Raw genomic sequence first — 24,091 nt, 5'->3', positions numbered from 1 at the left:
AAAGCCTGGTTACTCCATCTCCAGTTAAATTGCCGAGCATGCCGTCCATGCATTTCCGGATTTGATATTGTTCAAGTTCGCACCGAGCGACCGAGGCCGAGGCGGTGATTCAAATAGTAGGACAAGGCGGCATCGAGATGTTCGCTTGTCCGGATCGTCTGATAGTCGATCATGTTTTTTGCGCAGTAGGTTCTCAGACCGTCCACGAAAGACTGCATCGCTTCGAGATAACCTTCCCGCAGCGCGCGAGGGTCACAGACAAGCTCGCCTGTTTCTTCCATGCCTTCAAACTGGGTCGTTCCCTGATAGTCAAAGTCGAGTTCCTGATCATCCAAAACATGAAACAGCATGACGTCGTGACCGCGAGTTCGCAGCATTTGCAGACCACGGAAGAGTTCTTGTTGATCTACAAAGAAATCTGAAATAACGACAACAAATCCTTTCCTCGCTCGGAATTCAGTGACACGTCCGAGGATGTCCGCAATGTTCGTTTTCTTTTCGGGCGACTGCTCCGCGAGAGAAGCCAGAATGGCGTGCAACTGATTCCGTTGACTGCTGGGGGGTAGCTGCTTTTTGACGCCATCTGCAAAAGTCACCAGTCCGACCGAATCCTGTTGGCGCAGCAACAGATAGCTGAGTGCCGCCGCGATGGTGCAACCGTAGTCGAATTTGGACATTGAGCCTGACTGGAAAGACATCGATTCACTGAGGTCTACCACCAACGTGGTACGCAGGTTGGTATCTTCCTCGTACAGCTTCGTATAGTACTTGTCTGTTTTGGACCAGGCTTTCCAGTCAATACGTCGAATATCATCGCCCGGCACGTATTCCCGGTGCTGGACGAATTCGATCGACTGGCCGAAATAGGGGCTGCGGTGCAAACCGGAAAGGAAACCTTCCACGATATGCCGTGCCCGTACTTCCAACTGGGAAATCCGCGAGATTTCCTCAGGCCGCAAAAATTTTCTGTAATCTCGGGTCACTTGTCAGCTCACCTTCCTTGGAGGGTGTTTCCGCCACCAGACGTTCGACAACTTTGTCGGGGGTGATGCCTTCGCTCTCGGCACTGAACGAAGTAACGATACGATGCCGCAGAACAGGCGGGGCAAGGGCGGCGATGTCATCGGTAGAAACATAGGTTCGACCATTTAACAATGCACGAGCCTTTCCACCGAGGAGCAGATACTGCACCGCTCGGGGTCCAGCCCCCCAGCTAAGCCACTCATTGATGAAATCGGGCGTACCGGGTTGATTGATGCGCGTTTGTCGTACGATCGCGAGGGCATAATCGACGATATGGTCGGTCACAGGTACCTGTCTGACCACATTTTGCAGATCGATAATCTCCTTGGCCGACAAAACCGGTTTAATATCATCGACGCTGACGCCGGTTGTCTGTTTGGCAATCAGTCTCTCTTCGGCAAACGACGGATAGTCAACGAACACCTTGAACATGAACCGGTCCTGCTGCGCTTCTGGAAGCGGGTAGGTTCCTTCCTGCTCGATAGGGTTCTGAGTCGCCAGTACAAAGAATGGCTCGTTCAGTTTATGGCGGGTTTGACCGACGGTCACCTGACGTTCCTGCATCGCCTCCAGCATGGCCGCCTGAGTCTTAGGAGGTGTCCGGTTGATCTCGTCCGCAAGCACGACATTGTGGAAGAGTGGTCCGTTGATGAACCGAAATTCCCGGACTCCGGTCTCCCGGTTTTCCTGCAGAACTTCCGTTCCGGTGATGTCCGCTGGCATCAGGTCGGGGGTAAACTGGATTCGGCTGAAGTCCATCGAGAGACAACGAGCGAGCGTGCTGATCATCAATGTCTTGGCTAGACCAGGGACCCCTTCCAGAAGGCAGTGCCCACGGCTGAACATGGCGATCAGCAACTGATCAACGACGTCCTGTTGTCCGACAATCACTTGAGCCATCTGCTCTTTCACGTCGTGATAAGCGCGGCTCAATTTATCAATCGAGTCTTGATCTGCACCCATCTTATCATGTTCTGCCATAAATCAATTCTTCCCTGCTTTGGAACTTATTTCATCAGAGCGGGCAGCCTGTTCATTAAACCGAAGTACTTCCTTAATCGGTACTTAACAATTCAAACCGCGAACAATCGTCTCTTCATTTAACCCGGCTGGCGGGATAATGTTCTTGTTAAACCACGTCGGGTGAGCTCGAATCGGGTTTGAATTTATCGGAAGCCCGATTCGAATGCCAATTCTGGAAACACTCGACTGCGAATGCGACATGCCAAGTTTAACCAGTTTAACCACATTGTAGAAACCGACGACAGGGGAATCGATAGGAAACCGGCCCCTCTGGCTTCGATTTAACTTTTTTACAGTTAAGGACTTCGTACAAAAAAAGGCCTCTATCTGTTTGACAAAGTCGACACTTGGAAGAACTCAATGCCGGGCTGAATCTCGTTTTCTATTTGATGCACGAAAGCGGTTAACTGTTCCGACAAAGTTTCAGCCACTTCCAGATACTGCCGCGCCATATTGATCCTGTTCGCTCCATCGTCCGGCAGGACGTACAATTTCCACGATTCTTCATCAGAAGTGTTAATCGTGGTGCTCCATTGGGCGAGGAAAAGATAATGCCGGGTCGCCAGACCGAACTCTTCCCCTGCTCCCGAAAAACAAACAAAATCGCGAACATTGTGTTGGGGGTCCTCAATCACGTCCTGCAAAGCAGTTCCCATGGCGGCGAACTCTTCTAAAGCGACCTCCTTGCGATCCGCTGGAACCAACCACTCAATCAGGGTGACGGGCAAGTCCTGACTGGAGACGAGTGCCGGGCGTCGACGGGCATCATCACAAGCAGGAGTGCCTATGACCATAGGTACACTAACATGGCGAGTCGATAGGGTCGGAGTCGCTTCCCCCGTCGCTGCCGTGATGACCAATCGCCATTCTTCATTATCAGTTTCTGGATTACCTGTTTCTGATTGGTCTAATAGGGCATCCCAGAGTTTGCCCAAGTGGGCATCGATTTCCAGGATGCGGGCAGCTCCAAAAATTTGTTCCAAATCCTGTTGCTGATCTGGTTCCAATTGCTCGAACAATTCCGGCTGGGACATAATCACCAGCCATTCTGTCAGCATTTCGTCTGTTGGTTCGAGTCCCTCTTCCTCTGCGAATTGTTCGATGAACCGGATATCAGGAATCTCGTTTGAAACTTCTCCCAAGCCCTTCAGCCAGATGAGTTGGGACGTTCCCGACTTCGACTGCTCAATGGACTGAATCCCCTGTTCGATCAGTTCATCAAGCGTGCCGTTCTCGCCTTCTCCTGTTGATTTCCAATCGCCATTTTGATCCAGCGGCACAGAATGCTCTTCCACGTCCCCTTCAACCAATAGGGTGAGATCGACTCCCTGTTGTTTTAGAATTTGCGCGAGACTAACCGAAGATTTCGTGTCTCCATTCAAATTCCGAAAGCCGCCATCCCACCAGGCGTGCGAACTGTTTTCAAGATTCACTGATTCGGCATAACAGCGGTCGAAAATAGTGGAGTGGAGAGCGAGTCGATCAAAATTGGGAGTCGGTAACCATTGGTTTCCATACGTTCCCAACCACGACATTGAGAGTTGATCAAAACTGAGGACGACGATTTTCATGCAACAACGATGGCGAGTAAGAAACGGGGGAAATGGAATTCTGAAGATGTTAAAACTGTTTATTCCCTGGGTAGAAGTTATCTCTATGGGGGAGCCAACCGTTTATAATAGATCATCAACAAAACGAATCGATGCAGTATTAGCTAATGAAATGATCGTAGAATGAAACTTCAGAATAAGCCAGTCCGTTGCGGCCTCTTCTTATTACTGATCATACTTGCCACTGACGCACCTCGGATTCAGGCGGAAGAAAGCGTTCCAATACAAGAGCTGAAATCTCATCCGCTGAGCAGCCCGCATCAACGATCCGGGACGATGCTGCAAGTCTTGCTACCGAGCGATTTCGACCAGGCACGGACTTATAGGACGCTATATTTTCTTCCCGTCGAAGCAGGAACTGGAACTCGCTGGGGGACTAGCACAAAGGAGGCAATCAAACATGGCTTGGCTAATCGGTTCAACGTGATCTGCCTCTTCTCAACGTTCTCCGATCTCCCCTGGTACGCCAACCATCCGCTTGATACGAAGCTCCAGCAGGAAACGTATTTTCTGAAAACAGTGATTCCTTTTGTGGAGGAGCATTATCCTGTTTCAACGAAATCTGATGATCGATACCTGATCGGCTTCAGTAAATCAGGCTGGGGAGCGTGGTCATTACTATTACGGCATCCAGATCTTTTTCATAAAGCACTCGCCTGGGACGCCCCCTTGATGCTGGATCGCTCCGGACCGTATGGCAGTGGACCGATCTTTGGAGATCAGGAGAACTTCGAGAATTATCACCTGGCTCGACTGCTTAAGGAAAAACAGACGCAGTTTCAGAATGAACCCCGACTGTACCACTGGGGTTACGATGCGTTTCGAGAGCAGCACGAGGAGATGAACGCCCTGCTCCGGCAACTTGAGATCAAGTCGATATACCGAGATGGCCCCCAGCGGAAACATCACTGGGAAAGTGGTTGGCTGGCCGATGCCGTCGAATTGCTGCTGAAAGAAGATTAACTCCATTGATACGGTTTTTGTTTACGAAAACCATTCAGTTTGAGAGTACCGTCATTAAAGATTTCCAATGTGGAATAACTGTTGTTCTCGGCACCCGAACCTTCAATCATCGCCGCCAGTACACAGTAATGAATGCCGTTTAGTTCCACATGTTCGTTCTTGTGGCTGTGCCCTTGGAAGACCGCCTGTACTTTACCAGATTCTTCCAGTACTTTCCGAACAGCGGGACTGTTATTCGCGCCGTAGTGATTGTCGACATCAAGTCGTTGATGAGTAAATACGACTGTCGGTTTATCGGTGGCTGCGAGGTCAGCTTCCAGCCATTCCAGTTCGGCAGCCGGAATAAAAGGAGACGTCCAGTCGTAGTTTTTTCGTCCGTAGGGAACTCCATCGGGACGGAAACAGGCATCCAGAATAATGAAATGTCTGTCTTTATTATCAAACGAGTAATACGATTTTTCTTTACCGACTTCACCCAGGAATTCTTCTTTGGTCAATGTGTACACACAATGATTGCCCAGCACGTAGTGCCGTTCATCAGCGACTTGCGATAATTTAGCGTTGATCGTTTTCAGGTAACCGAGTTCAACATCGACGGCGTCGGCTGCGTCGACAATGTCGCCCAGTTCGACCAGAAAGTCCGGCTTCAGCTCTTTATACTTCGCCGCCGCTTCATCGAACTTATCAAGCGACTCCCGGTAGTGTCGCGAGCCCGCAGCCTCTTTGTCGGCGTAGTGCATATCGGTCACCAGCGCAATCCGATGAGTCCGTTCGCTGACGGTCGGACTTACTGCTCCGAAGAGCAAATCCGACTTGCTAATCATCTGGCTACCCAACAGAAAAAGAGAGCCATTTTTCAAAAAAGAGCGTCGATTGTGATTCATGATGATTAGGTCTTTATCTGAGTTGAATAAATTGAAAGACTCGGTTGGCAGTATTGAGTTGAGAGTATCCGGAGAAACAATGAAGTTCGAATGAACAATCAGTCCATATTCATAGCCGGCTGTTTCCCGAAATATTTGTCTGCATAGTCGAGGAAAACGAGCCAGTCTCCACGAGTCATCGAGTGATTTCCGGAACGAATATAGTAGCCAAGGCGACCGTTGCTCAATCGTCCGAGTTCGGGTTGCTGTTGATCGAGCAATCCTTCCACCTGATACAGATCGTATACAGGAGCGGCCAGTTGAAGCATCCGGAATTGCCCGTCGGGGTCGGCCCATTTGTCTTCGACTGCGTTACTGACCAATACGGGACGCGGAGCCATTAAGGTGATGAGTTCATGCTGATCGAAAGGAAGGCGATTGACATCATCACTGAAGAGCGGGAACGTATTATTAAACCAATGCGGGAACGCCCGGTTAATAATCGCCACCGATTCCCCTACTGACTCCCGGTTGGGTGCAGTGCCCCCACAACCTGCCTGATGTGGAATCGAAAGCGCGATGCGATCATCGAATGCAGCAGCCAGCAAGGCCGTTTTCCCCAGACGTGAATGACCGATGATCGCGATTTGTTCTTTTCTTACCTGAGGATGGGTAACTAGGTAATCCACAGCTCGATGCGCGCCCCACGCCCAGGCAGCAAGCGTGCCCCAGTCGTGAGGGTCGGGAGAGGTTTGTCCCTCTTTGAAAAAGTAAGGATGAACTCCATTAGAAAAGTCATCGACGTCAGGGGCCAGATCGGCACTATGAAAGGCGGCGAAACCGTAACCTCGATTAATGATCGTATCGATACCCCAATCATTGAACTGAGACCCTCGCGATCCTTCCACGGCCTGATGATCGACACCACCACAACTATCGTAAACCCAGTTATTCGTAAGTGAAATCTCTTTATTAGGCAACAGTGTGTGATTACCGCAGAAATTCATTCCCAGAAAGAGTGGAACAGGCTTATCGCTATTTGTCGGTAAAATGACCAGCAAGTTCAAAGGAGGTAGAGTCTCGCCACCTTTATCAACAGCATAATTAATGATAACTTCGAATCCACGGGCCTTCCCTTCCAGCAGGGAGAATTCCGGTTGAACCTCGAAGTTAATTTCAGCCGGGGCTGCGGGCATGTATCCGTACATGTATTGTTGAAATAGTTCTTTCAGTTCCGGTTTTCGATTCTCTTCCCATTCTTTGATCGTCGTCACTGAAGTGCCATCGAACATTTCGAGAGCAGGTGGAAACTCGGTACGTTCGGGAAGGTCCGCGACATCGGGCCATTCTGCAGCAGAGAGAGCGCAAACAGAAAATGTGATACCTAAACAGAAAATAAATCGGGGCAGCATGGATCAACCAATGGAAGAATTCGGGAGAAAGAGAGGCTAGTGATAGCGTACTATCGTGCTAACTTAAGATATCCATAATCGGTTTCCCGTGATCCGAAAGCAACCTTTGTCTTCCCGGAATATCGAGACGTTGCGGATCGAGTCCCATTAAGTGCATCAATGTCGCGTGAATATCAGTCACGTAGTGGGGAGAATCGACAACGTGGAAACCGAGGTCATCGGTTGCCCCATGAATATGCCCCTGCTTGATCCCTGCTCCGGCGAACCAGACAGTGAAACCATGCGGATGATGATCACGACCATCAGGAGCTTTGTACCCGTCGCGGACTTCTACACCGGGGGTGCGACCGAATTCGGTGCAGAAAACAACGACCGTGTCCTCCCACATGCCCCGGCGTTTCAAGTCTTTCAGCAAGCCGGCAACTGGCTTATCGACTCGTTCACAGGAGCGTCCGTGAAGTTCCTGTAATTTGAGATGAGAGTCCCATTCACCATAGTCACTTAAATAAACAAGTGAGAAACGAACCCCCCGTTCGGCCAGTCTTCGAGCGGCTAACAGCCTCCGGCCATAGACGGAAGTTGTTTCGTTGTCGATTCCATATAGAGCCTGTGTCTCTGCCGTTTCTTCTGCCAGATTTAACGTCTCGGGTACAGCGGATTGCATGCGGAAGGCAAGTTCATACGACTTGATTCGCGCACGGGCTTGTTCATCATCCGGGTACTCTGTCGCGGTAAGTTGGTTCAGTTCGTTTACGAACGCGAATTGGTTCTGTTGCTCCCGCTCCAGCATGGACAGATCGCGGCGACCATAGGGCAACGGATTTTTGGGATCGAGATTGAGAATCACTCCGCCATACTTGGGGCCAAGATAATTCGCGTCGAAGTCTTCTTTTATCCGACTGTCTTTAAAGTTGCCGAGACAGACGAACTCGGGCAGATTTTCATTGAGGGAACCGAGACCGTAGTTGATCCACGAACCGACCACGGGCTGTTTGGGATCAAGTTTATGCCGACCATGATGCATTTGAAATTCAGCGGCGTGATCATTGTCGGTAGTATACATCGAACGGACGAAAGAAATATCGTCGACACAGGTCGAAAGATGTGGCCACCAGTCGGTCACTCCAATCCCCAGCTCTCCCCGTTTTTTAAACCCAACTTGCATCGGCAGAATCGTCGCGTGTTCCCGTTTCACCTTAACGACGGATCTGGCTCGTTCCTGATAGAGGGGATCTTCAAAGGGATTCGGATAAGGAGTCTGATCGAATGTTTTACCAGCGTATTTATTGAGCATCGGTTTGGGATCGAACGTCTCCATCTGGCTGTACCCACCAGAAAGAAAAACCCAGATCACATTCTTTGCGCGAGGAGCGAAATGCGGACCGATATCAGGTTGGTCCGATTTTGTCGTCGCTGCAGAGGCCGCATTCTCCTTAGCCATGAGCGATCCCAGCGCGAGGCCAGTCGCACCGAAACCCATATCGGCGAGAAAAGTACGTCGTTTAACTCGACCGCAGAAAGAATTGTGTTTGGAGCGGGGCATAATCGTTCCCGTTTTGGATGAATCGTATTGTGAATAAACGACCGGTCAGGCGAATTATCGAACGGTGATGAAGTCGGTGTGATTGAACAGAGCATGGATCAGGTTTTCCCGGGCACGGGCAGCTGGTTCTGTCGCTGGAAGTGTTTCCGCCGCAGCCGGTTCCTCGTCTTCTGTCGGTGGAACGATCAACGGCTCTTCCGTCGTTGTGAAAAGTTCCCGCTGCTGTCTGAGAAACTTGATCGATGCGAACCGTTCTGCTTCGGTGGCGGGTCGCGATAGAATTCGTTCAAAGGCCTGATCGACAAATTCATTGTCCACGTCCTCCCCTGCTGAGCCAGAATCAATCTCGCCCCACAACCGACGGGCAAGTTGCCGTCCTTTCTGCATGGCGAGTTCACTATTAGACAGAGCGAGGGCCTGTTGCGGCAGCACGGTTGATTTGCGGATGTAGCAGTCAGCGGGATCGGCAACGTCGAACATTTCCAGGAATTGCATTTTCCCCTCTCCATGATGAGAGAGATAAATACTGCGACGATTCGTAAACAGCCCTTCTTCGTGTTCAATCTCCTGACCGAAGAACTCGGTGTCCAGTTCTCCTGCTACTTTCAGCAAACTGTCCCGAATCACTTCTGCTTCAATGCGGTGTCCCGGATAATGCCAGAGGAACTGATTGTCGCGATCAATTTCTTTGTTTCCGCTGAGGTCCGCACTGGCGCGAGAGGATTGTTGATATGTCTGACTGGTGACAATCAAACGATGTAGATGTTTGAAACTCCAGCCATTCTGTTGTAGTTCCGAGGCGAGCCAGTTCAATAGTTCGGGATGAGTAGGTGCGGCCCCATTGCGTCCGAAGTTCTCGGTTGTGGAAACGAGTGGCTGTCCGAAATGCCTTCCCCAAAGATGGTTCGCAGCGACGCGGGCCGTGAGTGGGTTTTCATTCGCCGTGATCCATTCCGCCAGCGCCGCCCGTTTACCGGTGCTGATTTTGGGAAATTGCCGGCTTAACGGTTCGTATTCGGCAGTTCCATCTTTTAAAGCCTTCTCAGCGGCCGTCAATGATTGTTGCGCCGTAGCAACCGCTTGTTCGGCGGTTTTAATCTGAGTGTCACGATCCTGTTGATCTAGTGGAAGCAGTTTCGCCATATGGACAGCATTCGCAGCCGCATTGGTTTTGGCGATGGCTTGTTTGTGATTGGCCGTGCGTCGAAGGTCGGCGGCGGTTGCCATCAATTGATTCAGCTCCCCTTCGGGCACATCGCTCTTTTGATACCGGGCCTGTTCTGATTTTACAACGGCTTGGTAAGCTACTAACTCAGCGGTCGCGCCTTCATACCTGGTTTTGAGTTCAGCCAACTGAAGTTTGGGCGTTTGCACTTTTTGGGTCAACTCTGTGAATTGCTGACGCTGGGCCAGCTGTTCCGGAGTTAACTCGCCCAATAGCACGACTTCGGAATGCCCGTCCCCAGTACTGAATCGAGAGACTAACCAGTTCTGGGCACCGGCGGGATCGTTACCGGGCAGGTACTGTGGGTATTCAAAGTCCAGATTGAGCGAGGGTTCCGTATTCCCCGTCTGGCTGAAGACGATGTCATCAAACTCAGCAATTGTATTTGAATGGGCGTCGATAAAGATTCCGCAATTCACTGAGTTTGCAGGTCGCCAACCATGAATAGAAATGGGAGTTTGAGTCACCAGAGGTTCCGACGTTTTCAGATCGGTAAGGGTAAGCAACGCCTGGTCCTCATCGGGATCGAAAGCAAGCTCCGCCTGAAAGTGCCGAGGACTTTCCAACTGATCGTACTGGGCGAGGACCTGCTCTACCGTCCCCTTGCCTGGCACATACGCTTTCACTTTTCCTTCTGTAAAGGCGAGATACAAGCTGGTCCGGCCCGCGGCGAGATCGTCCGAGAGTTGGAAACTCGCGAGACCATCTTTGATTAAGCGAATTCGAAACTGGAGTGTCGTCTGGTCATCAAACTGGACGGCTTGACCGAGTCCATGTTGCAGCGTGCGTCGCCCAGTTTCCGTCGCTAATTGAATTGCCTGCAAATTGGAGGCGGAAGCGAGCGAATTATCGTCAGTGGAGGGTTGCTGAAGCTTCAGTTCGTTTAACATCTCTTCCCTGGTTTGGATTTGTTCCAGGAGCGAAGCTTCTTCGGTTTTATAGTAGTGATAGGCAAGCTTGACTGCAGAATCTCGCTGGGTGGTTTCCTCATCGATGACAAATTGTTGTAACCCGGGATACCAGGCTTCGACAGGCAACTCGACTTGAGTAATCTCGAGTTTATCCCCCTTCAGAAAGGCAGGACCGGCGGCCTCGATTCCCGGTTTGTCAGGGACGATATTCGTCTCCACACCTCCGGTATAAAACTGGGTTTCTTTTTCCGGATAACGATCATAAACCTGCACCTGACCGTCTCGAATGGGAGGATTTAATTTACTCAGGACATAATCGGGAAATGGTCCGGGATCGGCAACGTTTGGAACTCGATTGTGTCGTAGATCAAGCGGTTCAAAGAACGAACGCATCGCAAAGTATTCATTCTGTGCTATGGGGTCGTATTTATGGTCATGACATTCACAGCAATTGAAGGTCAACCCGAGGAACGCTTTGCCGGTGTGCTCGACGCTATCCTTTAACCACGTATGATAATTCCAGCGATAGTAGTTCCGAACGATGAAACCGGTGGCGACCTGTTTCTCTCGATCTCCCGGATAGAGTTGATCCGCCGCGAGCATTTCGCGAATCATCTGGTCGTAACCTTTGTCCGCATTCAGTGATTGGATAATCCAATCGCGCCATCTCCAGATTGTAGAATAGCTGTTGGTCATGTCGTTGGCACCCCGACGTCCGTACCAGTCACTGTAACGCCAGACATCCATCCAATGCCGTCCCCAGCGTTCGCCGTAATGCGGACTGTCGAGCAAAGTGTCAACGACTTCGTTGTACGCTTCGGGACGGTCGTCCGCCAGAAATGCATGCAGTTCCTCGCGCGAGGGAGGCAATCCGACCAGGTCGAGATAAACCCGTCTTAACAAAGTCGCTTTGTCGGTTTTTGTTGCCGGAGATAATCCGAGTGATTCGTGTTTTGCAGCAATGAAATAATCAACAGGCGATTCGATCCATTCTGTGTTTTTCACTTCAGGAAGAGCTGGCTGTTCGATTAATTGAAAGGCCCAGTGATCCTGTGGATCCATTTCGGGTTGGTCAGTTTCGGGAATGGGCGCCCCCGCTTCGATCCAGCTTTTCACGTGGGCGATTTCTTCCTCGCTGAGCGGATCTCCCTCGGGAGGCATCAGGAAACCGGCTTCGCCCGTGATTGCCTGGTAGAGCCAGCTTTCTTCGAGGTTTCCCGGAACGACGGCGGCACCAATGTCCCCCCCCTTGAAAAGATGGACGCCCGAATCGACTCGCAGTGAGGACTCCTGCTTCAACACACCGTGACAAGCAAAGCAACGTTCTTTCAGCAGCGGTTTGATATGGTGCTCATAAAGGGCGTTATCAACAGTGTCTTCGGCGGCACGAAGATCGGGTGCGAATGGAACCATCGCAATCCACAGAACAGAAAGACAGAGAATTTCTCTTCTAGATTTAAACCCGCTACTGGCCATTCTGGCCTCCCGCAAGAGCGTCAAAAAACCACACCAAACACATAACCATCCGTTTATATATCTTATCCTAAACGGTGGCTGGCGATTAAGCAATCTTTCTCCCTCAGGGATTCGGGCGGTGCTGGAGATACTCTCCCGCTTTTCCCGACACCTGAGCCGCGAAATATCCATGATCAAGAAAGGACCGTTCAATCCAGAAGGAAAAGAATTCACTTTGAACCATCAGATCGTCATCACCGTCGCCGTTCCAGTCGGTAGCAGCCACTCGCGGTCCCCAGAACAGATAAGGCAAACCTTCGACCGCTTGTGCCTCACTTAACGCAGGGTCTCCCGCTTGTGTTTGATTGAGGTAGACAATCACCGGCTCCGTCGCCGTTCCACCTAATAATAGGTCGGGAAAGCTGTCCTTGTTCCAGTCAAAGCAGCAGATTTGATTTATCCTGGTTTTCAGAGTGGTGAGTAACTGGCCGGGGCCAAAAGTCCGTGCGGCTGCTTCCGCATTTTCTGAGGGGGCCTGTCCCGGGAACAACCACAGTTGAGCGAATGTTTCCGCAATCAGAAGATCGTCGATTCCATCCTGATTGAAATCAGACAGCGCGAAGACAATCCGGGAACCTTGCAGAATCGTGAAGTCGGTTGCTTCCTCGACCGAGTCAACGACAGGCGGACCGACTTTGAGTGATTCGCCCGTGGCCAGTTCAACAAGTTGCCCCGGTTCAAACTCCAGGGGATCGCCTGTGCCGCTATGGAGATGAACGTAAATATTTCCCTGTTGCGTTCCCCACAGAATGTCGTTGTGACCATCGTTGTTCCAGTCGTAGAGTTGAGTGTATAGATACCCATCTCCATAACCCGGTCCCGGATGAGAAATCGGCTTTCCATTTACCCGTGGTGCACCGATCAGTTTTTTCTCCGGCGAGCGAGCAGATCCTTCGCGTTTCCACAGATAAGTCCCGATCAATACCTCTCCCGATTCGGATCCGGTATTGGAACTGGCGAAACCGGTCGCGTCCCAATCACTGTCAAAACCCCAGGGAGCGGTTAACCTCTCGCCCGGCATATCCCAGCGGGGTTCACCCGCTTTACCGATGTTGGGAATGATGTGAACTTCACCCGAATTATCGCTGACTAATAAATCGGGCATTGGATCGCTGTTTGCGTAAAAGAGCACAGGTCGAGTAATCACCCCTCGCGGAAACGAGTCGGTTTTCGGAAAGGGCAAGCGTTCAAACAATAAAGGTTCTTTGCCCGCATGTTGATAGAAACGAAGATAGTCCGCCACACCGGGCGGAGCGGGGGCTTCGATTCCGCTCCAGTACCAGCCACCTGTGAGCAAGTCGAATTGACCATCGGCATTCGCGTCCCACATCCAGGGGGCCGCAGCCCAAACGGTATCAATCGGTCCTTTGTCAGTGCCAAGTTCTCCGGCATATTTCAGCTTCGGAGTTCCGTCGGCGTTCCGCCCCACTCCTTGATACTGAAAAATCCGCCCCGTGGTATAACCACCGGTGACAATCTCCGGGAGACCATCGCCATCCAAGTCTCCCACCCAGGGTTGGTTGTAATAGTCATGTTTGAAAATATTCGCTCCATCTTCCGCCACTGGCGTCTCTGGAACACGAAGCCGATCTTCTTCGTTTTGCACAAAACCACGGTACTGGAAATCATGCTTCTTTTGAGAGCCAACATTCTGCCACCAGAGAATGACGTTACCACTCGATCCGACGAGGAGATCGAGCAAACCATCGTTGTTCCAATCGTAAACGAAAGGAGCCGCATACCAACCAGTATCAATAGGCCCTGTCTCGTCCGTCAGAATCTGGCAACCTTGAAAGTGAGGACGCTCACGTGTTCCTCTGTTGGGGTACCAGATTAGATCCCCTTTCTCTGTTCCCGAGATGAGATCTTCCAGACCATCGGCATTTAAGTCGGCAACGGTCGCCGGAAAATGGGCAAAACCACCTAAGGCTTCTTCTGTTTCGCGTCGCAGTGGATCGGCATCGCCTATCCAGGGTGCGGGAGAAACAGATTTCATGTCCTGTTCCTGTTTGATATCAAAATAGAGGGCATAGGCCGCAGGTTTATTTTGCTCTGCGACATGCGACCAGATGAGCCGGCCCTGCTCTGCCGACATCTCCCGGTTGAACAGTCGAGCTTTGCGAGGGCGTTGGAATTGTCGAGTGCGTCCATCTTCCGTTTCGGAAGGACGGCCCACTCGGCTGGTGTATCCGTCACTGAACTCGTCATCTTCAAATCGACAGGGTTGATCCCAAGGTGTTTTCGCCGCTGCATACTCACTCCCTTTGATCGGCTCTCCTGTTTGAGGATCGAATCGATGCAACTGCAGCGTACTCAGATCAACTGTCCCATTGACATCCTGATCAATCAACCAAGTTTTGAAATCAACTGGACAGGCAACGACTCGTTCATCCTGTTTGCGGTCTGTCAAATTGGAATCGGCAGGAACCTCCAGCAGCAGACGGTAAGCCCCGCGGCCCGTCCATTTTGGTTCGACAGGTTCTGCGGCAGTGGAAATGCGTGAAGCACCAGCGAGAAACAGCAAACCGAGTAATAATGGAATCAGAGGCGTTTGGATCGAATGAGATCTCATGAAAGGAACCTGCTTAAAGAATATTGTTTATTCAGATGGCGTCTTCACGGGCTTCGGATCGAGTTCACTCCAGGACTGGATGCCAATGATCGGTTTGGCGAATTCAAAGTGAGTCTGCCAGTCTTTGTCATCGGCGTGTTGGAACAGATCGTAGCTCATCCGTTTAGTCCCTGGCGAGCTGATCGTACCGGGCTTAAACGCACGTAGCCCCAACCTCAACCCGCCTTCATGAGCATGATCGACATGCCGATGCAGGATGAAGGCATCGATCTCTTCAAACTGACGCGTGCGATAAAAAGCGTAAGCATAGGCAGCCGCTTGTATCTTTTCACCTTCTGGTCCGTCTTCGCAATGAAAACCTTGTTCGGAAAGTATCACGCGGCGGGGCTTCCCTTCATAAAGATGCTCGGGTTGATTCAACCAGGTCATCAGCACTTCAAGATTGCGGAAGGTAATCTTGGGTGAGTTAATATCGAAGGTTGCCTGTTCATCATTCCATGTTCTTGAGTTGAAAAGGTTCTGCGGATAAGGATGTTGAGCCATGTGCCAGGGGAAGTCGCCCCGCTCCACAATGTGTTGATGCAATCCTTCCATAAACTGCTTACCGGGAATGAACTTCGTGGGATCGTCCATCATTCGAGCCGTCCAGTGTTGATCCAGAGAGACATAGACTCGTAAATCAGGATGCGCCTTCGCCGCAGCCAGTTGCGCGACACGCAATGCCCGGGCGTATTCTGCGATGACTTCCTCTGGTTTCATCTGACCCAGGTTGTACCACCACCAGTGGGCCTGGAGTTCGTTACCCACAATGATACCGCTGATCGTTCCCTGCTCTATATTCCCGGCGCTGTAACGGTCGGCCAGGAATTCCACGACGGCCCGGTAATGCCGGTAGCCATTTTCATCCGACAGATTGAATGCCCCCAGATGATTGGGAGCCTCCTGAAGATTACTGCTGGGATGAATCAGGGGGTTGTTGGCATCGGGTTGAGTCGGAATGTAGTTCAGCAGGATGAACGAGACATTGACGCCCGCCTTGGTCATACGACTGACATAGCTATCTAGATGTCGAATGGCTGCTAGATCAAAATGGATCCGTTGACCGTCGACATTCCAAGTCAGTTCTGACTGTTTCGCAAAATCAAATAAGGGACGAATGTCGACGTTCTGGGCGACATACTTTACGCCCAGATTAAGAGCGTCATCGACATCAACAACACATTGTAACCCTTTAGGACTGGCGGGCCAGTTGACTGCTGTTTGATGCTTTGCAATTTCACGGGCGGGCTGACCGTAGACGAATGTGGGGACAGGTTTGGACGAATTCTTTTCGACCAATGCCCAGCGGGAATAGAGACGGTCACGCTGCTCGCTGAATCTCGGCAACGACTCCGGGAAGGCTTCTGCTGTTCCTTCCCACACGGGAGCCTTGTCCGCTGATTTAACATCGTCTTCGAACGGTAATCGTTCGACTAACTGCAATGTTGTATTCGTGGGCAGATCTTCGGGAGGCTGAAAACGAATCTGGTCCGAATCGACCCTGATTTTCAATTCTCCGGCGGAAGCCAGTTGCAGGGAGAAAGTAAACAGAATGAAGAGAACAGAGGGAAGCAGTTTCATGGTGGGAATTCTTTCGGCGGGATGGGAGGGTCCGGCTGGAAGAACGATCCTCAAGCCGTTACCCTGTCACACATCCTTTTTAACCCGAAATCAGACCGAACGCGATGACCAAACCGCCGATAAATGTTGTTCTCCACGAACCCGAAATCCCACAGAATACCGGGAATATTGGCCGCACCTGCGTGGCCGTGGGGGCGAAGCTCTGGTTAATTCGCCCGCTTGGTTTCAAGCTCGACGAGAAACATCTCCGCCGAGCCGGGATGGATTACTGGCAGCACCTTGATTACCAGGTCGTCGATTCCTGGCAGGAAGCGTACGACCAGATCAAACCGGTGAATGTCTGGTACCTGACCAAAACGGCCGAGAAACTGGTCTGGGAAGCGAAGTTTGAACCGGGCGATATTTTGCTCTTCGGTAGCGAATCTCGCGGCCTGCCGCCGAGTATTCTGAATGAACAACCGGCTCACAAAGTCAAACTCCCCATGACCGAACTGGTCCGCAGCCTGAATCTGGCGAGCACGGTGAACACTGTCGTCTACGAAGCAATCCGTCAATTTGGTGGATTGCCGGAGTAGGTCACTGATTGACATTATTGCGTTATAGCTTATCGCCCTGTAAGCCTGCGTATATCCGTCGCGTAGTCACCCAGGTCTTCTGCGGGGGCCGTATTGTAATTGTTGATTACCGTGACGAGTTTCTGTTTCACCGGTTCTTTGTCGTACTCCGTCAATATATTGATATGGCCTTCGGAGTCGACAGTGAGCACTTTGAAGTCGGTCGTCGTTGTCTTAAAACTGAGCGAGTCATTGCCTTCGACTGAAATCGTGAGCGAACTGGTTCCACTGGCCATTCCGAGCACGGAGGAACCTGCGGGGGTCGAGACCTCCGTTTGCGGAAGATCCGAGATGATCAAATAAACGGGTTGATTGCCCGAATAGGCAACTTCCAGAAACCCTTGCTCTTCGGTGATGACATAAGAACCGTCAACACCTCCACCGCAACCGATAAGCATTCCGATGATCACCATTCCCATTAAAGACAGCATCCGCCGATTCATCATGTCTTCCTCAACTCGATTTTGATTTCCGGTTAATTGGTTTTAGGTCCAATGCTTCCCTTATCGAATATCGAGACTGCCGATTCAAGGTTGAGAGAAAATACCTCATGTAAAAAACAGAAAAACCCGGCCACCTTTGAGGGTGACCGAGTTCTAGGATCATCAAGTAATCTCTCTGATTTCGATTTAAAAACGGACAATCCAGTCAACGGTGTAGCGGTCATCGATGACGTCGCGATTCTCCGTAAGGGGAAGTTCCCAGGCAAAACCAATTTCCTGATTATCAGTTGGTTTCACTTTAAAGCCGATGGCTCCCGTGACCAGATCGTTACCAGCGACACCGGTCGACCCCAAGTTGAACAGGTCCTGACCTGCGACTCCGTTAACTCCTCCCTGACCGGACTTCGTCCAGTGGAACCAGTTGACCTCGCCCAGCAAGTAAATCCCCTTGGTGATTTCGTAGTCAAGATGGTTTGACCAGTACCACGACTGGCTTTCGGCAGCGGTGTCTGCTGGCAAGCGGAAACCAGAGCCACTTAACCAGTGAATGCCTTCGGCAACTTCAACACCACCAGTCAGGAAGATGTGGAACTCACCGTCACCATTACCTTGTTGTGATCTCGAAGTTCCTACAGGGACTTCGAACGTCATCCCCGTACTGAGGATTCTCTGTTGATCGACGTCTTTGTAAAGGTTGTATTTCAAACCGGCAGCGATGTCGGCCCAACCATCATCGACCAAAGCAAAGTCACTCATAATGAAACCATCTTTGGTTGCAATCAACGAGAGGCGATCAGTCAAGGCTGCACGTACCTGCAAGGCAGCCACTTGAATGGTTGACGAGCCAATATTGCGTGGCGTTTTATGATTAATATACATAAATCTCGCTTCGGAAAGCGTCCGGGGATCTTCAAAGAAGACTGGGTTTGTGATCGGGCTGATAAAATCGCTCCAACCACAGGGAGTTGATTGCAGACATCCCATAAATTTTTTGTTGCAGTCACAGTCGATTCCACATTCACAACCGGAACTAAGTCCACAGCCGGAACCACAGTCTATTCCACAGCCACAGGTGTCTCCGTAACTGCCGAATTCGCTGTACGGTGTTGCGGTACAACTCAGCCCATCGCACCCATCAAATACGTCGACAGGGCTGGCACAATCCGGGAGGGTGCAGCAACTCGTATCGCCGCAACCAATCTCGCCACACCCATTAGCTGCATAGCTTCGCTCGGTTTTCTGCAGCCCCAAGCCTTCCATCCAACCTGTTTGGAGAACGTCTTCCTCATTCCAATTTTCATTAATTGAGAAGTCGTACGACTGACCTTCGATCCCACTCCCGAGTTGTTCGATGAAGACTTCCCCTTGAACCGTCATTCCCATGAAGAGGATCAGTCCACAGCAACCCAGCAGATTGAGTGTGAATAATTTGGTCATCTAATTTTCTTCCTTGAAGATAAACAGGCTAATGGACGCAGGAGGCATTCTGTCTCTGCCTCAAGCTCAGAGGATCGTGTCTTATTACTGGCAAAAAGATCGCGATAGTCGCTGTTTACTTCACGCTCACTGGCACGTGAGCGGCGTGGAAGAAGTTTGAACGATGGAAGTGATTCGAATGTTGATGATCAATCGGGTTACTCATGTTATGAGTTCTTTGCCGGTCCTGCTATTTATCAGGTGATGAATGCATCGGTCTTCACAGATTCAGCAGATAACTCAGTTGTAGCAATCAGTCAAACTTTGCGGTCTGCGTGGCTTATGGAATCTTATACACAAGTGGATATTTAACTCTACTTATCCAGTCTTTCGCTCTTTCGCCTGCGGACAGGAGAGAGCCTCCACGCTGCAGCTTGTGATTCGTATTGCGGGTGACGTTTGAAAAACTCCTGCTCGATTTCCGGCCAGGTGTAGCCGACCGCCTTCCGCAACCAGAGCCGCCAGAGATCTTGTTTCTCGGAATCCGAAAGTTGCCAGGCGATGTCGGAATGGAATAATCTCGTCGACAGATTTGAGAGAACGAGGGCACAGGCGACAGAGACGTTGAGGCTCTCCGTAAAACCATACATTGGTATCCGAATAGACCCACAGGCAGCCTCTCGGGAAACTTCGGACACTCCTCGCCGTTCCGAACCAAACAGAATCGCCGTCGGTTGAGAGATATCGAGCTCGTCGAGGGGAACGGCCTCCGGAACAAGATCAGCAACTAACAATCGATAGCCTCTAGATCGAAGATTCTCGAAACAATCCTGATGAGCAGTCCCGGGCTCTTTATATTGCTGCAACGTCATCCAGCCCGCCGCCCCGGCTGCAACTCCCTGGCTCTTTTTGAACTCGGAGTCCGTTTCGATGATGTGCGCGTCTTGGATTCCAAAACAGTCACAACTTCGCAGGCAGGCATTCGCGTTATGCGGTTTGTGAAAGTCTTCCAGCACAACGGTCAGATGCCGGGTCCGCTGATCCAACACTTTATCCAGAAGCCCTAGTCTCCGCTCGGATATGAAACTGGCCAGATACTCTTCCAGGGGATTCGTCATAAAAACAGTTAATTTCGGCAAGGATGAAAGACGAGATAGATCGAGATCGGGGGCCGTTCCGGGACAAAAGCGGGCCCATTTTCACAGGATTTCGGGTTCCCGCCTTAAAATCAAGCCTTACAGGCTATTCCTAGCGCGAACCTGTTTTCATCAACGGTATCTAAGTCTTATATGAGACGGCAGATAGAACGCAGGGTGTGTCCCAACCGCTTGACTGAAAAATCGTTCGATGGGCGGCCAGAGGCTTGCAGATTCTGAATTCGTGCAGTATCGTACTTTCGTTGTCGCGGGAACTCGATTTTCCGACGGCAACACCCCTGAAGACAATTTGTTCTTTATAGATGGTGGCTATAGCTCAGTTGGTTAGAGCGCGGGATTGTGATTCCCGAGGTCGCGGGTTCGAGCCCCGTTAGCCACCCCTTTTTATGCGCGGATGGTTTTGCCCTGCCTCCTACTCAGAAACGGCTCCTTGAAAAGTCTTTTTTTTGTATTTAACATATCGTATTATCGCAATATACCGATATAATATAAACCGACAGAGAGCGATCAGACCATATCCCTGCCAGGCCCAATGAGAGTTCGTGAAGCTGAGGTCATCTCTCGGGCAGGCAGGGGTATTTCTCGGCCTGGCAGGTGGCCATGAATCCACACTGACGAGTCTCCTCTTCAAAAGTAGGTGAACCATGAAAAGCAAAGGTACTGGAGCTACATTAACCGACGCCGGTTTTCAGCAGGCGGCGGAATGTCTGAAGATTCTGGCCCATCCTCAACGATTAAAGATGGTTCAGATGTTACTGAGTGGCGACTACACCGTGGGCGAACTTGCCGAGGCTTGCGGTGTTCAAAGCCATGTGGCCTCCGAGCATCTTCGCTTGATGCAACGCTGTCAGTTCCTCGACAGCAAACGGGAAGGTCGCAACATCTATTACAAAGTGATCGAACCCCATCTGACGGAGATCATGAATTGTATTGAATCCCGTTTTGGTACATGAACGCGAACCTCGGAAGAATCCGATGTTCCTGTTCCCACACTCCAATAATTTACAGGAGTCCTATTAATGAGTCTTACGACGATTCGTCCCGAAGAAGTCCATCGCAAGTTAAAATCAGGTGAGCAAATCAAACTGATTGATGTGCGCACCCCGGCCGAATTCCAGGAAGTCCACGCGACTCCGGCCGAGAACCATCCGCTCGATCAACTGGACTTCGAAACGTTAAAACAGTTGGCGTCTCAAAGTGACCAACCGTTGTATGTCCTGTGCAAATCAGGAACACGCGGAAAGATGGCGTGCGAAAAGATGATGGCCGCCGGTATTGATAATGTAGTGAATATGGAAGGAGGAACGAACGCTTGGATGGAACAGGGATACGAGGTCGTTCGAGGAGAGTCGAAAGTAATTTCGCTGGAACGGCAGGTCCGCATCGCCGCCGGTTCCCTGGTACTGATCGGCGTCGCCGCAGGCTGGTTTTTGCATCCCGCGTTTTATGGTCTATCAGCATTCGTTGGAGCGGGCCTCGTCTTCGCTGGTGTTACTGACACTTGTGGAATGGCGATGATGCTCGGGCGAATGCCGTGGAATCAAGTCTGTCGCCCTGCTGCGCAACCCGCTGACAAACCACTCGCCTGATTGCCAGTTGCCTAGCCGTCAGCCTTCTTTCATTCCAAGCTATTCTGATTTACTTGAAGGAACTCCTCTGATGAATAACTCGAAATCAGCTTCGACAGCTAAAAGAACAATCGTCATTGTGGGTGGTGTCGCTGGAGGTGCAAGCGCCGCCGCTCGCGCTCGTCGCTGTAACGAAGCGGCCGATATCATCATGTTTGAAAAGGATCGCTACGTTTCATTTGCGAACTGCGGTTTGCCTTATCACATCGGAGGCGAGATTGATGAACGCGATAAATTGCTTGTCGCCACCCCTGAACTTTTTGAGAAACGTTTTCGGATCGATGCCCGCACGCGACATGAGGTCCTATCGATCGATCAAGAGGCGAAGTCGGTTCAAGTCAAGAACCTGGAGAGCGGGGAAGAATTCGCTCAAGATTATGACCGGCTGATTCTCTCTCCGGGAGCCTCTCCGATTATTCCTCCCATTGAAGGGAGCAAGGCGAAGAATGTCTTCTCGTTACGAAACATCGAGGACATGGACCGCATTAATCAGGGCTTGAGTAGCGAATCATCGACTCGCGATGTTAAACAGGCGGTCGTCGTCGGAGCCGGTTTTATTGGTCTGGAAATGGTCGAACAATTGCACCGATTGGGAATAAAGGTCTCACTGGTCGAACTTGCCCCGCAAGTCCTGCCACCACTCGACCGCGAGATGGCAAGGCTGATTGAAGAAGAACTAGAACGTCACGAAATTCAACTGCATCTGGGAGACGGAATCCAGGGATTGAAGGTAGAAGGAGATCGGGCCGTCGGTGTGACACTGGACAGTGGTATGACAATCGATACCGATCTGGTCATTATGTGTATTGGTGTGAAACCCAATACGCAACTGGCGAAACAAGCCGGTCTCGAAATCGGCGAGACGGGCGGCATCAAAATCAACGAGTACCTGCAGACCAGCGATCCCAACATTTACGCCGTCGGCGATGCGGTGGAATACGAACACGCGATTCTGGAAAAGTCGATGAGAGTCGCCCTGGCCGGCCCTGCCAATAGAGCCGGACGAATTGCGGGAGAACATGCCGCAACCGACCAATCCCCTTCGATGGCGGCCGTTATGGGAACGGCGATTGTGCGTGTCTTCGACCTGGGAGCGGCTCTGACGGGACTCAGCGAAAAGATGGCAGCGAAGTTCAACCGCCGGGCAAAGTCCGTCATCGTGCAGGCCGGTCATCACTCCGGTTATTTTCCCGGAGCGAAAACGATCACATTGAAACTGATATACGAACCGGAAACGGGCGTCGTGCTGGGTGCTCAGGCAATAGGAGCGGCTGGTATCGACAAACGAATCGACGTCATTGCCACAGCCATGAAATTCAAGGCGACCGTGGAAGACTTAACGGAACTCGATCTTTCTTATGCCCCTCCTTACGGAAGTGCCAAAGACCCCGTTCATTTGGCTGCCTTCACGGCCCAGAACGACCTCCGCGGCTTCGCTCCCATCGTTGCGTACGATGCGGACCTCGCGGGCAAACAGATCGTCGATGTCCGCACACTGAAAGAACAGGAGAAGCTTCCTCCTGTCCCCGGGGCCTATCAGATCGAAGTCGATGAACTGCGAGAGCATCTGGACGAACTCGATCCGGAACAACCAACCGTAGTCATCTGCCACAGCGCCAAACGCGCCCACGTGGGAACCCGTATTCTGCTGGGACATGGTTTTAAAGAAGTAAGTAATCTGACGGGAGGAATGTCAATTCGTCGGTTGATGGAGAATTGAAGATCATTCTAACTAAGCAGCTTCAGCTAACAGACCAGACATCACAACAGTAAGGGATCTCTAGATCACTGTTGCCAAGCTGGTCGAGGTAATGCGTGATTTGATCAATCAACTTCTGCATCCGAACTGGCCCAGCTGTTGTGTTCAGACGATTATGGCTACGCCATAAATCGAGATACCGTTCCTGTGACATATTGACAGAATGATCGCAGGATAGTGTTGCGACTTTCGAGAAGTCTCCCGTCGACAACAGAACCTGGACCCAGTCCTTTTGCCGATAGTCGTGCTGAAACTCAGGGATGATGTCGGTGATCGTCTTCATGGTGAACAATAGCAATGGCGAATCTTCATTGCGGCGATTGTTCCACAAGACCGAGAACTGGCCACCCGGTTTAAGAATACGGCGAATCTCCGGAAGAGCCCGCTCGGGATCAGCCCAATGAAATGCCTGCGCCGCAACGACCCAGTCCTGAGAACTTGCAGATAGCCCCGTCCCTTCGAATGTACCGATCTGTTCCTGTATACGAGGGTGATTTTCGATCTGGTCAAGCATCGCCTTGTTCGGTTCAATCGCCGTGACCAGAAGATCTCTCGCCGCGAGCATCTGCGTGAAGATTCCGGTTCCTGCTCCGATGTCGGCTACGCGGTTCCTCGGAATTATATCGAGATCCAATAGCAATTGATCGAGCATTTCTGCCGGATATCCGGGTCGGGCTTTACTATAGGCTTTAGCCTGCTGGGAAAAGTCACCGAGGGACATGAGTATTCATTTCATACAACTAAATATCTGACAGATTTCAAAAAATACTAATAAACAATACCATACAAAGCCG

The 24,091-nt window shown here is 51.0% G+C and carries 18 protein-coding genes and 1 tRNA gene; 6 read left to right on the top strand and 13 right to left on the bottom strand.

Annotated elements, in window-relative coordinates:
* Positions 1-71: 71 nt before the first annotated feature.
* From Pla110_RS06765 to Pla110_RS06755, 3 genes are all read right to left on the bottom strand, one after another.
* Complete coding sequence (locus Pla110_RS06765) at positions 72-959, bottom strand: DUF58 domain-containing protein (protein WP_231742936.1); 888 nt, start codon at positions 957-959, stop codon at positions 72-74.
* Positions 949-2,004: an AAA family ATPase gene (locus tag Pla110_RS06760; protein ID WP_144994504.1), complete on the bottom strand. Its 1,056-nt coding sequence runs from the start codon at positions 2,002-2,004 to the stop codon at positions 949-951. Before Pla110_RS06760 ends, Pla110_RS06765 begins: the two co-directional genes overlap by 11 nt.
* 365 nt (positions 2,005-2,369) lie before the next feature.
* Positions 2,370-3,617 (bottom strand): alkaline phosphatase family protein, encoded by a 1,248-nt coding sequence (locus tag Pla110_RS06755; RefSeq protein WP_144994490.1) that lies wholly within the window; start codon positions 3,615-3,617, stop codon positions 2,370-2,372.
* A gap of 162 nt (positions 3,618-3,779) precedes the next feature.
* On the opposite strand from Pla110_RS06755, the gene Pla110_RS06750 reads away from it, so the two are divergent.
* Positions 3,780-4,619, top strand: coding sequence for an alpha/beta hydrolase (locus Pla110_RS06750; RefSeq protein ID WP_144994488.1), 840 nt, complete (start codon positions 3,780-3,782; stop codon positions 4,617-4,619).
* Here Pla110_RS06750 and Pla110_RS06745 read toward each other — a convergent pair.
* The 6 genes from Pla110_RS06745 to Pla110_RS06720 form a co-directional block, all read right to left on the bottom strand.
* On the bottom strand, positions 4,616-5,503 hold the full coding sequence (locus tag Pla110_RS06745) for a metallophosphoesterase family protein (protein WP_144994486.1): 888 nt from the start codon (positions 5,501-5,503) through the stop codon (positions 4,616-4,618). The two genes, Pla110_RS06750 and Pla110_RS06745, sit on opposite strands and share 4 nt — an antisense overlap.
* A gap of 98 nt (positions 5,504-5,601) precedes the next feature.
* Complete coding sequence (locus Pla110_RS06740) at positions 5,602-6,894, bottom strand: glucuronyl esterase domain-containing protein (RefSeq protein ID WP_144994484.1); 1,293 nt, start codon at positions 6,892-6,894, stop codon at positions 5,602-5,604.
* 58 nt (positions 6,895-6,952) lie between these two features.
* Entirely contained in the window at positions 6,953-8,437 is a 1,485-nt protein-coding gene (locus Pla110_RS06735; RefSeq protein ID WP_144994482.1) for a DUF1501 domain-containing protein, read from the bottom strand.
* Positions 8,438-8,491: 54 nt separating this feature from the next.
* Positions 8,492-11,986: a PSD1 and planctomycete cytochrome C domain-containing protein gene (locus Pla110_RS06730; RefSeq protein WP_197440554.1), complete on the bottom strand. Its 3,495-nt coding sequence runs from the start codon at positions 11,984-11,986 to the stop codon at positions 8,492-8,494.
* Positions 11,987-12,152: 166 nt separating this feature from the next.
* Positions 12,153-14,660: an FG-GAP repeat domain-containing protein gene (locus tag Pla110_RS06725; protein WP_144994478.1), complete on the bottom strand. Its 2,508-nt coding sequence runs from the start codon at positions 14,658-14,660 to the stop codon at positions 12,153-12,155.
* A 27-nt stretch (positions 14,661-14,687) separates the two neighbouring features.
* On the bottom strand, positions 14,688-16,280 hold the full coding sequence (locus Pla110_RS06720) for a DUF5722 domain-containing protein (protein WP_144994475.1): 1,593 nt from the start codon (positions 16,278-16,280) through the stop codon (positions 14,688-14,690).
* Positions 16,281-16,384: 104 nt separating this feature from the next.
* Here Pla110_RS06720 and Pla110_RS06715 point away from each other — a divergent pair, with 104 nt between their 5' ends.
* The gene (locus Pla110_RS06715; RefSeq protein ID WP_144994473.1) at positions 16,385-16,855 is read left to right on the top strand and encodes a tRNA (cytidine(34)-2'-O)-methyltransferase; all 471 of its coding nucleotides are present in this window, start codon (positions 16,385-16,387) and stop codon (positions 16,853-16,855) included.
* 29 nt (positions 16,856-16,884) lie between these two features.
* On the opposite strand, the gene Pla110_RS06710 is transcribed toward Pla110_RS06715, so the two are convergent.
* The 3 genes from Pla110_RS06710 to Pla110_RS06700 all read right to left on the bottom strand — a co-directional run bounded on the left by Pla110_RS06710 (position 16,885) and on the right by Pla110_RS06700 (position 19,871).
* The gene (locus tag Pla110_RS06710) at positions 16,885-17,325 is read right to left on the bottom strand and encodes a hypothetical protein (RefSeq protein ID WP_144994471.1); all 441 of its coding nucleotides are present in this window, start codon (positions 17,323-17,325) and stop codon (positions 16,885-16,887) included.
* A gap of 198 nt (positions 17,326-17,523) precedes the next feature.
* Positions 17,524-18,774, bottom strand: a complete 1,251-nt coding sequence (locus Pla110_RS06705; protein ID WP_144994469.1) for a hypothetical protein — start codon at positions 18,772-18,774, stop codon at positions 17,524-17,526.
* A 353-nt stretch (positions 18,775-19,127) separates the two neighbouring features.
* Positions 19,128-19,871 carry a TrmH family RNA methyltransferase gene (locus tag Pla110_RS06700; protein WP_144994466.1) on the bottom strand — a complete coding sequence of 248 codons (744 nt, stop codon included), beginning with the start codon at positions 19,869-19,871 and terminating at the stop codon, positions 19,128-19,130.
* A 344-nt stretch (positions 19,872-20,215) separates the two neighbouring features.
* Here Pla110_RS06700 and Pla110_RS06695 point away from each other — a divergent pair.
* From Pla110_RS06695 to Pla110_RS06680, 4 genes are all read left to right on the top strand, one after another.
* Positions 20,216-20,289: transfer RNA gene (locus tag Pla110_RS06695), tRNA-His, on the top strand.
* Positions 20,290-20,554: 265 nt separating this feature from the next.
* Positions 20,555-20,863 (top strand): ArsR/SmtB family transcription factor, encoded by a 309-nt coding sequence (locus tag Pla110_RS06690; protein WP_144994464.1) that lies wholly within the window; start codon positions 20,555-20,557, stop codon positions 20,861-20,863.
* A gap of 66 nt (positions 20,864-20,929) precedes the next feature.
* On the top strand, positions 20,930-21,499 hold the full coding sequence (locus Pla110_RS06685; RefSeq protein ID WP_144994462.1) for a rhodanese-like domain-containing protein: 570 nt from the start codon (positions 20,930-20,932) through the stop codon (positions 21,497-21,499).
* A 70-nt stretch (positions 21,500-21,569) separates the two neighbouring features.
* The gene (locus tag Pla110_RS06680; RefSeq protein WP_144994460.1) at positions 21,570-23,258 is read left to right on the top strand and encodes an FAD-dependent oxidoreductase; all 1,689 of its coding nucleotides are present in this window, start codon (positions 21,570-21,572) and stop codon (positions 23,256-23,258) included.
* Between the two features lie 22 nt (positions 23,259-23,280).
* Here the strand turns inward: Pla110_RS06680 and Pla110_RS06675 are convergent, their stop codons facing one another.
* Positions 23,281-24,018: a class I SAM-dependent methyltransferase gene (locus Pla110_RS06675; protein WP_144994458.1), complete on the bottom strand. Its 738-nt coding sequence runs from the start codon at positions 24,016-24,018 to the stop codon at positions 23,281-23,283.
* Between the last annotated feature and the right edge of the window lie 73 nt (positions 24,019-24,091).

Source organism: Polystyrenella longa, from assembly GCF_007750395.1.
Lineage (GTDB): Bacteria > Planctomycetota > Planctomycetia > Planctomycetales > Planctomycetaceae > Polystyrenella > Polystyrenella longa.
The sequence above is the reverse complement of the archived record's forward strand: the minus strand, read 5'-3'. Positions and strand labels throughout refer to the sequence as shown.

Bases quoted from the DNA above. Each gene is read 5' to 3' on its own strand.
- Pla110_RS06760 (WP_144994504.1), bottom strand. From the start codon at position 2,004: ATGGCAGAACATGATAAGATGGGTGCAGATCAAGACTCGATTGATAAA.
- Pla110_RS06755 (WP_144994490.1), bottom strand. From the start codon at position 3,617: ATGAAAATCGTCGTCCTCAGTTTTGATCAACTCTCAATGTCGTGGTTG.
- Pla110_RS06750 (WP_144994488.1), top strand. From the start codon at position 3,780: ATGAAACTTCAGAATAAGCCAGTCCGTTGCGGCCTCTTCTTATTACTG.
- Pla110_RS06745 (WP_144994486.1), bottom strand. From the start codon at position 5,503: ATGAATCACAATCGACGCTCTTTTTTGAAAAATGGCTCTCTTTTTCTG.
- Pla110_RS06740 (WP_144994484.1), bottom strand. From the start codon at position 6,894: ATGCTGCCCCGATTTATTTTCTGTTTAGGTATCACATTTTCTGTTTGC.
- Pla110_RS06735 (WP_144994482.1), bottom strand. From the start codon at position 8,437: ATGCCCCGCTCCAAACACAATTCTTTCTGCGGTCGAGTTAAACGACGT.
- Pla110_RS06730 (WP_197440554.1), bottom strand. From the start codon at position 11,986: ATGGTTCCATTCGCACCCGATCTTCGTGCCGCCGAAGACACTGTTGAT.
- Pla110_RS06725 (WP_144994478.1), bottom strand. From the start codon at position 14,660: ATGAGATCTCATTCGATCCAAACGCCTCTGATTCCATTATTACTCGGT.
- Pla110_RS06720 (WP_144994475.1), bottom strand. From the start codon at position 16,280: ATGAAACTGCTTCCCTCTGTTCTCTTCATTCTGTTTACTTTCTCCCTG.
- Pla110_RS06715 (WP_144994473.1), top strand. From the start codon at position 16,385: ATGACCAAACCGCCGATAAATGTTGTTCTCCACGAACCCGAAATCCCA.
- Pla110_RS06710 (WP_144994471.1), bottom strand. From the start codon at position 17,325: ATGCTGTCTTTAATGGGAATGGTGATCATCGGAATGCTTATCGGTTGC.
- Pla110_RS06705 (WP_144994469.1), bottom strand. From the start codon at position 18,774: ATGACCAAATTATTCACACTCAATCTGCTGGGTTGCTGTGGACTGATC.
- Pla110_RS06700 (WP_144994466.1), bottom strand. From the start codon at position 19,871: ATGACGAATCCCCTGGAAGAGTATCTGGCCAGTTTCATATCCGAGCGG.
- Pla110_RS06690 (WP_144994464.1), top strand. From the start codon at position 20,555: ATGAAAAGCAAAGGTACTGGAGCTACATTAACCGACGCCGGTTTTCAG.
- Pla110_RS06685 (WP_144994462.1), top strand. From the start codon at position 20,930: ATGAGTCTTACGACGATTCGTCCCGAAGAAGTCCATCGCAAGTTAAAA.
- Pla110_RS06680 (WP_144994460.1), top strand. From the start codon at position 21,570: ATGAATAACTCGAAATCAGCTTCGACAGCTAAAAGAACAATCGTCATT.
- Pla110_RS06675 (WP_144994458.1), bottom strand. From the start codon at position 24,018: ATGTCCCTCGGTGACTTTTCCCAGCAGGCTAAAGCCTATAGTAAAGCC.